Origin of the sequence: Roseobacter sp. (assembly GCF_045106495.1) — a bacterium.
Lineage (GTDB): Bacteria > Pseudomonadota > Alphaproteobacteria > Rhodobacterales > Rhodobacteraceae > Roseobacter.
The window spans coordinates 124,979-135,774 of sequence record NZ_JBGCEQ010000001.1; the positions used below are offsets into that span (position 1 = coordinate 124,979).

A 10,796-nucleotide genomic window follows, 5' to 3' on the forward strand; every position below is an offset into this window, starting at 1 on the left:
GCGAATGGATATCGTTGATCTGGCAGACCGTGTTGCAAAGGGTGAACGCCGCGCGCTGGCCCGCGCGATCACGCTGGTGGAAAGCGCCCGCGATGATCACAAAGTGCAAGCCGCCGCATTGCTGGATCAATTGCCAAAAGACCGGCAAGCCTTGCGCATCGGACTTTCAGGCACGCCCGGGGTTGGTAAATCCACCTTCATTGAGAGCTTTGGCATGATGCTGGTCGGGCAGGGATTGAAAGTCGCTGTGCTGGCTGTAGATCCCTCGTCAACCCGGTCTGGCGGTTCTATTCTGGGTGACAAGACACGGATGGACAGGCTGTCGCGGGAACCGAACGCTTTTATCCGTCCTTCACCCAGCCAAACGCATCTGGGCGGTGTTGCCCGCCGATCACGCGAAGCCGTGGCCCTTTGCGAAAGCGCGGGGTTTGACGTCGTTCTGATCGAAACCGTGGGCGTCGGTCAATCGGAGACGGTTGTGGCGCAGATGGCGGACATCTTTTTGTTGTTGCTTGCACCGGCCGGGGGAGATGAATTGCAAGGGGTTAAACGCGGGATCATGGAGATCGCGGACATCATCTTGATCAACAAGGCCGACGGCGATTTGAAAGCAGCGGCGACGCGAACTTGTGCTGATTATTCCGGTGCGCTACGGCTCTTGCGCAAACGGCAACAAGACCCGAATGGGTATCCCAAGGCAATGATGGTCTCAGCCTTGAAAGAGGAAGGGTTGAACGAAGTTTGGTCCGATTTGAAGGCGCTACGCGACTGGCGCTGCGCGCAAGGGTTTTGGGAAGCCACGCGCGCCGGTCAAGCGCGCTATTGGTTTGAAGAAGAAGTCAAAAACGCCCTGTTGTCCCAGCTGGAAACCGCGACGGCACGGCGCGCATTGAGCGTGCTGGGTGCGCAGGTCACATCGGGCGAAAAGGCCCCGGCGCGTGCGGCACAGGAGTTTCTGATCGGATTGCGCCATTCTGATGCGTCAAAACCGTAAATCCGGTATCCTGCGGGTTGACCGCAAAGGCGATTCCCACTAAAGCGCGGAGACTATTCTACGGGGCGTGGCCTGTGGCTGCCCCTTTTGTCGTTAACCGGACCGCCGGAACGACGCATGAGCAAAGGATGAACCCATGTCGCGCGTTTGCGAATTGACCGGAAAAGGCCCGATGACGGGCAACAACGTCAGCCACGCTAAAAACAGAACCCGCCGGCGCTTTTTGCCGAACCTGAACGATGTGTCCCTGCAATCCGAAGCACTGGGCCGCGTGTTCAAGTTTCGCATCTCTGCAGCCGCTTTACGTACGGTTGACCACCGCGGTGGCCTCGACCAGTTCATGGCTAAAGCCAAGGACAGCGATCTGTCAGCCAATGCGCTGAAAGTGAAAAAAGCGATCGCAAAGTCTTCTGAAACCGCAGAAGCGCTGAGCTGATCCGTTCGTTGTTGCGATGTAGACCCAGCCCCATCGGGCGGGGTCTTTTTTTGTTTTGGTGCGCTCAGCCCGCCAAAAGACTATCAACCCAGACAGGTAGTGTTTGCGTTGCGGGGCCAATGCGTATGTCTTTGAACTGGCCGCCCACCATCGAGGGTTCCAGATTGAATTCGATAGTATCCGCACCGTTACGCCGGGCTTCGGCCACAAAACCCGCCGCTGGATAAACATTACCTGACGTTCCGACGCTGGCAAAGATATCCGCGCTCGCGAGATGATCGAAAATTTCATCCATATCGTAAGGCATTTCGCCGAACCATACGATGTCAGGCCGCGCAGATGGTTGGTCGCAATGGGGGCAACGATCACCCGGCGCCATGACCAAGGGAGCGGGCCATCGGTGGTCGCACATCGCACACAGCGCTCCGGCTAGCACCCCGTGCATGTGCATGACCTTCTCGGATCCTGCTTTTTCATGCAGATCGTCCACGTTTTGCGTGATCAGTATGACTTCGCCGGCGAATTCGCTCTCGAGTTTCGCCAGTGCCAGGTGCCCGGCATTGGGCGCTGCATCGGTGGCCTGCGCGCGTCGGGCATTGTAAAAATCCACCACCAGCTTGGGATTTCGTGCAAAGCCTTCGGGCGTGGCAACGTCTTCGATCTTGTGTTGCGCCCAAAGCCCACCTTCTGCCCGGAACGTCCCAAGACCGCTTTCAGCGGAGATGCCCGCACCGGTAAGGATCACGATTTTCTGCATGGCGTCACTCCTGACCGTCTTGAAGTAATTTCGCGCTCAGGTCTCTTTGTCGAATTGTTCGCTGTTTTCTGCATGCAGCACACGTAGATGGCCCACCAGAAACGGCAGTTGCGCCAAGGCGGGATCGATCATATGCGTCTTGATCAATTGGCGCATGGTTTGCGCAATGTTGCGAGGCACATCATCTGCCCAATCGGCGCTGGCAAAAAGCGATATCCGACGCGAAAAAGGATTTGAAGGCAATGGATGCGCCGTCAACCGATCATGAAACCGATGCGCTCGCATGAAACCCAAAGGCGTCGTGATTGTCCAACCGATTCCGCGCGCAACCATGGCCATTAATGCAAGATGGCTCCCGATCTCAAAAGGGGAATCATGTTGCGCGAGATGCATTGAAAGGCTCTCGTCAATCTGTTGTCTGATCATCTGATCCGCGTCGTATCGCAAGTAGGCCAGCCCGTCCGGATCGGGCAACCGCCCTGCCTCTATTTGGGTTCCTTTTGGGACCACGAGGATAAAGGGATCCTGGGCTAGTGGATGTTCGATAACACCATCAACACCACCCTTCTTGCTTGCCGAAATGACTAGATGCAATTCCTTGTTTGTCACCGCATCGATCAAATCATTGCTTGACGCAGTGATCATCTTGAACTGGCACCCCGTCAGGCTTTCAGCGAGTATTGTTGCAAGACGAGGTGTCAGGCTGTCATCAAAGTCATCGATTATGCCAATACCGAGCGATTGGAGATGCGCGAGATCCATCACCGTCAATTCGCTTTGTGCCAATCGAAGCTCGGAAAGGGCTGCTTCGGCTCGGCGCAAAAAGAAAGTTCCCGCAGGCGTCAGACGCATTGGCCTGCGTCCATGATCCACTAGTTCTGTACTCAAAGCCGTTTCAAGGTTTCGCAATTGCTGGCTTACAGCAGGCTGGCTAAGGCCGGTTTGCGCTGCAGCCCTTGCGACCGACCCGGTTTCTGCAAGAGCCTCAAAAACTTCAAGACCACGCAGCGTGACACCCTTCATCATATGTGCTGGCCTTCAATCGAATCCGACGCGACCATGATGCCCGCGTTTTTGCCAAATAGGCAAGCATGCGTTGTCCATGATGGAGGGATGGTCTGAAATTTTGGTCACTTTGTGCTATTGAAGTGCGCTGCCATATTCGTGACGATGTTATAGAATCTATCCCGGAGCGAACCGATGAAAATTGCCACTGCCGCCTATCCGTTGGATTTCCTGACATCATGGTCGCAGTATGAGGACAAGATCGCGCATTGGGTCGATAACGCCGCTGCCAATGGGGCAAAGCTGGCAGTTTTCCCTGAATATGGAGCCATGGAGCTTGCAACACTGGCTGGTCGAGAAGTCGCCGGTGACTTGGAAAAATCATTGTTTGCGGTATCGGAACGCTTAGCGGACGCGGATGCGTTGCATCAAAAACTGGCGGCCCATCACGGCATTCATATTCTGGCCGCTTCCGGCTCTGCGGCATCGGCGACGCGCCCCGTGAACCGCGCTAGGTTGTTTGCGCCTGACGGCGACATAGGTATTCAGGACAAGCAAATCATGACCCGCTTCGAACGCGATATCTGGGGTGTGATCGGCGGTGGCCCGTTGCAGGTTTTCGATACGCAGATTGGCAAGATTGGCATTTTGATCTGTTATGACGGCGAATTCCCCTTGCTCGGCCGCGCACTGGCAGAATGTGATGTGATCTTGGTGCCCTCCTGTACAGAGGCCTTGTCCGGTTATTGGCGCGTGCGCATTGGTGCAATGGCACGTGCATTAGAAAACCAGTGTGTGTGTGTTATGTCGTCTCTCGTTGGTGAGGCTCCGTGGTCAGAGGCCGTCGATATCACAACTGGCGCAGGTGGTGTTTTTTGCCCTCCCGATGCTGGTTTCCCTGCGACGGGCGTGATTGCGGGCGGAGCGTTGGGCCAGGCTGGTTGGACCTACGCTGACGTGGATTTGGATGCCATTGCCAAAGTGCGCATAGATGGTCGGGTTTTAGGTCGTCTGCACTGGGATGAGCAAAAAGGGCGCGACAACGTGGCACCAAAAGTGCTGTTACGCTGAATCCCCCTTGAAAACCCCTGCAAATGCGCGCATTTAAGCGGCGTCCACAAACAGGTGGGCGCGTAATTTAGGAGACAACATGGCCAAGGAAGATACGCTCGAATTTCCCGGTGTCGTGAAGGAACTCCTGCCGAACGCGACATTTCGGGTCGAGCTTGAAAACGGCCATGAGATCATCGCGCATACGGCAGGCAAGATGCGAAAAAACCGCATCCGAGTTCTGGCTGGCGACAAGGTGCAGGTCGAGATGACCCCCTATGATCTGACCAAGGGTCGGATCAACTACCGCTTCAAGTAAACCCTTGCTTGTCCTTGGGTCTGGAAGTCCGTGTCGCAAGGAATTGCTGGCGCAGATCGGTGTTGTGCCCGATGACATCCGCGCGCCTGACATCGACGAAGACCCGCGCCCGCGCGAGTTACCGCGATCCTACTGTCAGCGGATCGCCCGCGAGAAGTTGGTTGCTGTTTCGGCGGATGACACTGAAATCGTGTTGTGCGCAGATACCACCGTGGCTCTTGGGCGGCGGATCATGGGCAAACCTGCCGACAGAGACGAGGCAGCCGCGTTTTTGAATGCCTTGTCCGGGCGCCGTCACCGTGTGATCACTGCCGTTGCTGTGCGCTGTGGCGCGCGCATCTGGGAGAAGGATGTTGTCAGCACTGTCCGCATGAAATGCATTTCTGATGAAGAACTGAACGCCTATCTGCAGACCGAAGACTGGCGCGGCAAAGCGGGTGGATACGGTATTCAAGGACCTGCGGGCGCGTTGATACCCTGGATCAGCGGCTCGTTTACGGGCATTGTCGGATTGCCTCTTGCGGAAACGGCGAACCTCTTGCGCGCCGCGGGCCACTCATTGACGGGCGCTCCGACATGAAAGGGCGCAGTATTATTCTGGACCATATTGGAGACCGCGAGGCGGCGGCTGTGCTCGTCGATGGACAGCTTCATGATCTGCTGATAGACGCTGACGCCCCGCGCCCCGGTACGGTTTATCGTGCCACCGCCGACAGGCCCGTCAAAGGGCAGGGGGGTATGTTCCTAAAAACACCGGACGGCCCAGCTTTTCTACGCCAGATCAAAGGCTTATCTCCGGGTCAGACGATTCTGGTACAAGTTTCGGGATATGCGGAACCCGGCAAAGCCTTGCCCGTGACGCAGAAGCTGCTGTTTAAAAGTCGATTTGCGATCGTGACTCCGGGCGCTTTGGGCCTGAACATCAGTCGCTCAATCAAGAACGAAAAAGAAAGAGACCGCCTGCTAGAGATTGCGCATGACACACTGAATGGCGCGGAAACCGGGCTGATCCTACGTTCTTCTTGTGATGGTGCAGATGCGGAAGAAATCGCGGATGATATCGCAAATATGGCCGATCTTGCCAAGCGAGTTCTAGCAGACGATGACGAAGAAATGGCTGTTCTGGCTGAGGGTGACGGCCCGCATGTATTGGCATGGCGTGACTGGGTTGCTCCTGCAGAAATCGTGACCCAAGCCGGAGGTTTCGAAACTCATAGCGTTATGGAGGCATTGGAAAGCATCCGCGATGTCCGGGTCGCTTTGAGTGGAGGCGCCAGCTTTTTCGTTGAGCCCACACGTGCTTTGGTCGCTATCGATGTCAATACCGGTGCGGACGTGTCTCTGGCCGCGGGGATCAAGGCCAATCTCGCTTGTGCCAAGGCGCTGCCACGCGCGTTGCGTTTGCGTGGGTTAGGTGGTCAGATCGTGCTTGATCTTGCGCCGATGCCGAAAAAAGATCGCCGGACATTTGAAACCGCATTGCGTCAGAGTTTCCGCGCCGATGATGTTGAAACAGCTTTGGTTGGCTGGACACCTTTGGGGCACTACGAACTGCAACGTAAACGCGCGCGTCTGCCGCTTCAGGAGGTTCTAGGATGAGTTGCCCGATGTGTGGAAAGGAAACTAAGATGGACGTGCGGCCCTTTTGCTCAAGACGCTGCGCCAATCTCGATTTAGCGCGCTGGTTCAATGGCAGCTACGCAGTGCCGTCTACTCAACTTGAAGACACTGATGATCTGGAACAACAACTGGCCCAAGCCGCCAATGATCAGAAACGGCCAGACAAACCGCATTGACCCGGTGGGGCATTGAGGATTTCATAATCCCCTGGTTCGAAGAATGAATTTTAGCAGATGCTCGAAAACGGCGTGTGAGGCGTCCCAGTACCGAGGAAACCCACTGACGTGCGGCGATCTTCGGACTTGAACACAGGTTCGCGTGCAATAAGCAGACCCGCGGTAAATGTCGTAAAAGTCCGATTTTCAGGCAGAAATAGGGTGCCGCGCGATTATTGCTGTATCTGCAAGGATACACTCATGGATTCGCTCGACGACCCCAAACGCATGCCCGAAACGGGTGCCGCCCTACGGTAATCTCTTCCGGTCGCAAGTCGAACGTAGCGCTCGTCCGGGCAGATACCGTTCGACACATCGAACCCAATCCAACCAATTCCGTCGACATGCGCCTCGGCCCAAGCATGGCTTGCTTCCTGATCTACCCGGTCATTCATCATCAAATAACCCGATACATAGCGAGCAGGTAAACCCGCGGTGCGCGCCGCGGCGACGAAAATCTGAGTGTGGTCCTGGCATACCCCACTGCCGCCTATCAATGCCTCTTCGGCCGGGGTGGCTGCGTAAGTTTCGCCAATCTTGTAAGGCGCTGCCACCAAGATCGATGAAGAGAGAGCATGCAGTCCCGCCAGCTTGTCCGAAGATTGCGTCAATTCACCGGCGATAGCCTGAATACCCGGGCCCGGCTCGGTCAAGGGCGTATGTTGAAGATAGTACCAAAGGGGCGCGGGACCGTAGACCTTGCCCAGCACACCCGCAGTATCCGTTGTTTCAACTTCACCCGACGCCGTAATCGCGATCTCTTGCGAGCCTTTATCAATGCTGACCAAATGGACGTGGGTCCCGTTGTGGTCCCTGTATTCCGTCTCGATGGTTCCGCCGGTAACGGTCAACGCCCAGGCGTGAACATCCTGCTGAGAAGTCGAGGGCGGTGTCAGGCGTGCCTGTTGCAACGCGTAGTCAATGGGCGCGTCATATTTATAGTGTGTGGTATGATTGATTGTCAGTAGCAATCGCGGCCCTTTCCTATCCGTTAAATCGGAAGTCTTCTTCAATTTTGGATCCCAAGATGTTGTTATCACGAATGAACTCAGCAATGACCTCATGCAAGCCCTGCTCGAAGACGGCGTCAATGGTCAGTGTCTTGAGGCGCCGCGCGAGTTTATCCGCCATATCGTGACAGGGATGTCGTGTCGCATATTCCTGTTCCAGATATCGCAGGTTTTCCGTTGTCTGCTTTAGACAAAACGCCAGCGAGCGCGGCAACCGTTTGTCAAATATGAGAAATTCGGCGATGGCGGTGGCTGTCATGTCTTGTTCGTCCAGCCACCTGAAACATCGATGCGCTGAGACTGAGCGCAGGATCATCTCCCATTGCACATTATCCAACGAAGAACCCACCGATGCCGCCGATGGCAGAAGCGTGTAATATTTAACATCTATGATCCGCGCTGTATTATCCGCGCGCTCAATGAAGGTGCCAATGCGGGCAAAGTCATAGATGTCGTTGCGCAGCATGGTGCCGTAGAGTGCGCCACGTACCAGAGCACTTTGTTTGCGGATCACGGCGAGAGCTGCGGGCAGATCCACGGTGGTGATTGGGTTTGCCAGCAAATCCCGCAAACTCATCCAGTTATCGTTCACCGATTCCCATACTTCAGTCGTCAGCGCGGTGCGCACCAACCTTGCATTTTCGCGTGCCGATCTTGTTGCTTCCATGACGCTGGAAGGGTTATCGGGATCGCGTAACAACCAATCCATGACCAGCGTATCGCTGTAGCGATCATATTTCTTTGTATATCCAAAACGGGTGCCAGAGGTGGTTACGACGGATTTCCACTCAGATTCCGCATCCGAAGACCGCGTCAGCGCCATGCGGAAACCTGCTTCTAACAATCGTGCAGTGTTTTCGCTGCGTTCCAAGAACCGAAACATCCAATAGAGGCCGCCCGCTGTTTTTCCAAGCATATCAGTCCTCCAGAACCCAAGTATCTTTGGTGCCACCGCCTTGGCTGGAGTTCACCACCAAAGACCCTTCCGTTAACGCGACGCGCGTTAAACCGCCCGGTGTGATGTTGATACCTTCCGGCGAAACCAGCACATAGGGACGCAAGTCAACATGTCTTGGCGCCAGTCCTTCATCCACGAAGATAGGGACCGTCGACAAGGCCAGGGTGGGTTGTGCGATGTAATTGGACGGTTTCGCTTCCAGCTTTTTGCGGAATTGCGCGATTTCCTTCTTGCTGGCGGCCGGGCCAACAAGCATGCCGTAACCCCCTGATCCGTGCACTTCCTTTACGACCAGCTCGGAGAGGTTATCGAGAACGTATTTCAATGTTTCAGGCTCAGCGCAGCGGTGCGTTTCCACATTACGTAGAATGGCTTTCTCGCCTGTATAGAATTCCACGATATCCTGCATATAGGAATAAATTGCTTTATCATCCGCTATTCCGGCACCGGGGGCGTTGGCGATCGTGATGCCCCCCGCCCGGTAAACATCCATGATACCAGGTACACCCAACATACTGTCGGGGTTGAAGCTCAGCGGATCAAGGAAATCATCATCAATCCGACGGTAAAGGACATCGATGACTTTGTAGCCCCGGGTGGTGCGCATGGCGATGCGGCCATCAGCGACCCGCAAGTCGTGCCCTTCGACAAGTTCCGCCCCCATTTGATCGGCCAAAAAGGAGTGCTCAAAATAAGCGGAGTTGTGAATTCCTGGTGTCAGAACGGCAACTGTCGGTTTCCCAGTGCAGGCAGGCGGGGCGCATGCCGCCAGCGAACCCCGGAGGTTTTTGGGGTAGTCGCTCACCGGTTGGACCCGGATCTGTGCAAAAAGCTCGGGGAACATCTGCAACATCGTTTCGCGATTTTCGAGCATGTACGACACACCAGATGGTGTACGCGCATTGTCCTCCAGGACAAAAAAATCGTTTTCGCCAGTTCGAACGATGTCTGTTCCTACGATATGGGTGTAAACATTCCCGGGCGGAGTGAAGCCCATCATTTGCGGCAGGAAGGCTTCGTTGTTGGCAATCAGCTCCTTTGGCACTCTGCCGGCACGCAATATTTCCTGCCGGTTGTAAATGTCCCAAATGAAAGCGTTTATCGCCCGCACGCGTTGTTCAATGCCCTTGGACAGATGGCGCCATTCGCGGTGAGACAAAATACGCGGCACTAAGTCGAAAGGTATCAAGCGTTCCTGAGCTTCAGATTGCCCATATACATTGAACGTGATCCCGGTTCGCCGGAAAAAAGCCTCAGCTTCTTCAGACTTCGATTGCAACCGTGTTGCATCTTGGGTGTGAAACCACTTGCCATATGCTTCATAAGGTGGGCTGGTTGATCCGTCGCCGCGCACCATTTCATTGAAAATCTGTTTCTTGGTATTCATTCTGATACCTTATCAGCGGGAATTTGAGGTACAACCAATAGGCTTATCCACAGATCCTGCACGCAAGCTGGTATCAACAAGATGCTTAAATTGCGCGCATGTTACACCGTCGCTTATGTGCGCTTAGGTTTTGTAAACCTGCGCCGTAGCCGGTCAGATGCAACCACCGTTCCTAAATCGAAGGCTCTTTTTGATTTCGTTTTTGATTGAAGCGCAGTCCTTCGAATTTAATCTGAAATGGTTGCGTAATAAAGAGAAAATGCACTGGACAGGCAAGCCGCAAACTCCTAGAACCCGCTCACCCAGCCGATCTATCGGTAACCCGTGCCCGGGTAGCTCAGGGGTAGAGCAGTGGACTGAAAATCCTCGTGTCGGTGGTTCGATTCCGCCCCCGGGCACCACTTATTCTTATTTAACTACATTAAATCAATTGGATGGCGGATTTAAGCAGAAACTTGTCCACCCTTTTAACCACCTTCAGAGCCGTTGTTGAATCGCCTTAGCTTTAACCACAGTATTCCGCGCAAATAGTTTTCGCACCCATCGATCCGTGAAGACATGCCAAGCGAGTTACTTCACCCAGCGCCCGCAGTGCTCAGAACGGCCTTGTTCCAACGATTTGGACTGTTGCACTTTCCAACCGTTGACAGCGCTCCGGCTTCAAAGCGAAATTCGTCTTTCGTCTTAAGGCAATCCATCCATTCACCGTTAAGCTTCGCAAACAGTTGAAAAGAGCGATATTCAGAAGCTCCGCACATTGCCTGTATGACAGCAAAGCGCAGGAAGCGGTCTTTGCAAAGTCTGGCCTTCGTTGCGCCATCTGGATTGAATTCTCTGCGGTGCCGCATGAAATGCGGTCATTGACTGACCGCTGCAGCAAAATTTAAGGCCGAAGGTCGGCAGCGCGGGACTTTGCTGCCGTTCGACCTCATGAGTCGAACGGCAGGTTTGAGTATCGGGTGTGAGAACCTGTGGCTAGGCCGAAGCGGGCTCACCGCCGAAATGGGCCCAGAATTCATCCCGTGCATGGCTACGCGGGAAGTCA

The 10,796-nt window shown here is 54.8% G+C and carries 12 protein-coding genes and 1 tRNA gene; 8 read left to right on the forward strand and 5 right to left on the reverse strand.

Annotated features, from left to right (window positions below):
* Positions 1-4: 4 nt before the first annotated feature.
* The gene (gene meaB / locus AB8B75_RS00575; RefSeq protein WP_405359007.1) at positions 5-994 is read left to right on the forward strand and encodes a methylmalonyl Co-A mutase-associated GTPase MeaB; all 990 of its coding nucleotides are present in this window, start codon (positions 5-7) and stop codon (positions 992-994) included.
* Between the two features lie 136 nt (positions 995-1,130).
* Entirely contained in the window at positions 1,131-1,430 is a 300-nt protein-coding gene (gene rpmB / locus AB8B75_RS00580; RefSeq protein ID WP_405359008.1) for a 50S ribosomal protein L28, read from the forward strand.
* A gap of 64 nt (positions 1,431-1,494) precedes the next feature.
* On the opposite strand, the gene AB8B75_RS00585 is transcribed toward rpmB, so the two are convergent.
* Positions 1,495-2,187 (reverse strand): NAD-dependent deacylase, encoded by a 693-nt coding sequence (locus AB8B75_RS00585; RefSeq protein ID WP_405359009.1) that lies wholly within the window; start codon positions 2,185-2,187, stop codon positions 1,495-1,497.
* Positions 2,188-2,223: 36 nt separating this feature from the next.
* Positions 2,224-3,210 (reverse strand): LysR family transcriptional regulator, encoded by a 987-nt coding sequence (locus tag AB8B75_RS00590; protein ID WP_405359026.1) that lies wholly within the window; start codon positions 3,208-3,210, stop codon positions 2,224-2,226.
* A 177-nt stretch (positions 3,211-3,387) separates the two neighbouring features.
* Between AB8B75_RS00590 and AB8B75_RS00595 the strand changes: the two genes are divergently transcribed.
* From AB8B75_RS00595 to AB8B75_RS00615, 5 genes are all read left to right on the forward strand, one after another.
* Positions 3,388-4,263, forward strand: coding sequence for a carbon-nitrogen hydrolase family protein (locus tag AB8B75_RS00595; protein WP_405359010.1), 876 nt, complete (start codon positions 3,388-3,390; stop codon positions 4,261-4,263).
* A 79-nt stretch (positions 4,264-4,342) separates the two neighbouring features.
* Entirely contained in the window at positions 4,343-4,561 is a 219-nt protein-coding gene (gene infA, locus AB8B75_RS00600) for a translation initiation factor IF-1 (protein WP_005978431.1), read from the forward strand.
* 4 nt (positions 4,562-4,565) lie between these two features.
* Positions 4,566-5,141 carry a Maf family protein gene (locus AB8B75_RS00605; RefSeq protein ID WP_405359014.1) on the forward strand — a complete coding sequence of 192 codons (576 nt, stop codon included), beginning with the start codon at positions 4,566-4,568 and terminating at the stop codon, positions 5,139-5,141.
* Complete coding sequence (locus tag AB8B75_RS00610) at positions 5,138-6,160, forward strand: ribonuclease E/G (protein WP_405359015.1); 1,023 nt, start codon at positions 5,138-5,140, stop codon at positions 6,158-6,160. The genes AB8B75_RS00605 and AB8B75_RS00610 overlap by 4 nt, the downstream gene beginning before the upstream one ends.
* Positions 6,157-6,357 (forward strand): DNA gyrase inhibitor YacG, encoded by a 201-nt coding sequence (locus tag AB8B75_RS00615; protein ID WP_405359016.1) that lies wholly within the window; start codon positions 6,157-6,159, stop codon positions 6,355-6,357. Before AB8B75_RS00610 ends, AB8B75_RS00615 begins: the two co-directional genes overlap by 4 nt.
* A gap of 212 nt (positions 6,358-6,569) precedes the next feature.
* On the opposite strand, the gene AB8B75_RS00620 is transcribed toward AB8B75_RS00615, so the two are convergent.
* From AB8B75_RS00620 to AB8B75_RS00630, 3 genes are read right to left on the reverse strand one after another with little or no spacing between them, the layout of a single operon-like run.
* Positions 6,570-7,367: a transglutaminase domain-containing protein gene (locus AB8B75_RS00620; RefSeq protein WP_405359017.1), complete on the reverse strand. Its 798-nt coding sequence runs from the start codon at positions 7,365-7,367 to the stop codon at positions 6,570-6,572.
* Positions 7,368-7,380: 13 nt separating this feature from the next.
* Complete coding sequence (locus AB8B75_RS00625; RefSeq protein WP_405359019.1) at positions 7,381-8,322, reverse strand: alpha-E domain-containing protein; 942 nt, start codon at positions 8,320-8,322, stop codon at positions 7,381-7,383.
* Position 8,323: 1 nt separating this feature from the next.
* Complete coding sequence (locus tag AB8B75_RS00630; protein ID WP_405359021.1) at positions 8,324-9,751, reverse strand: circularly permuted type 2 ATP-grasp protein; 1,428 nt, start codon at positions 9,749-9,751, stop codon at positions 8,324-8,326.
* A 326-nt stretch (positions 9,752-10,077) separates the two neighbouring features.
* Between AB8B75_RS00630 and AB8B75_RS00635 the strand changes: the two genes are divergently transcribed.
* Positions 10,078-10,152 (forward strand) — tRNA-Phe (locus AB8B75_RS00635).
* Positions 10,153-10,796: the final 644 nt, after the last annotated feature.

Bases quoted from the DNA above. Each gene is read 5' to 3' on its own strand.
- meaB (WP_405359007.1), top strand. From the start codon at position 5: ATGGATATCGTTGATCTGGCAGACCGTGTTGCAAAGGGTGAACGCCGC.
- rpmB (WP_405359008.1), top strand. From the start codon at position 1,131: ATGTCGCGCGTTTGCGAATTGACCGGAAAAGGCCCGATGACGGGCAAC.
- AB8B75_RS00585 (WP_405359009.1), bottom strand. From the start codon at position 2,187: ATGCAGAAAATCGTGATCCTTACCGGTGCGGGCATCTCCGCTGAAAGC.
- AB8B75_RS00590 (WP_405359026.1), bottom strand. From the start codon at position 3,210: ATGAAGGGTGTCACGCTGCGTGGTCTTGAAGTTTTTGAGGCTCTTGCA.
- AB8B75_RS00595 (WP_405359010.1), top strand. From the start codon at position 3,388: ATGAAAATTGCCACTGCCGCCTATCCGTTGGATTTCCTGACATCATGG.
- infA (WP_005978431.1), top strand. From the start codon at position 4,343: ATGGCCAAGGAAGATACGCTCGAATTTCCCGGTGTCGTGAAGGAACTC.
- AB8B75_RS00610 (WP_405359015.1), top strand. From the start codon at position 5,138: ATGAAAGGGCGCAGTATTATTCTGGACCATATTGGAGACCGCGAGGCG.
- AB8B75_RS00615 (WP_405359016.1), top strand. From the start codon at position 6,157: ATGAGTTGCCCGATGTGTGGAAAGGAAACTAAGATGGACGTGCGGCCC.
- AB8B75_RS00625 (WP_405359019.1), bottom strand. From the start codon at position 8,322: ATGCTTGGAAAAACAGCGGGCGGCCTCTATTGGATGTTTCGGTTCTTG.
- AB8B75_RS00630 (WP_405359021.1), bottom strand. From the start codon at position 9,751: ATGAATACCAAGAAACAGATTTTCAATGAAATGGTGCGCGGCGACGGA.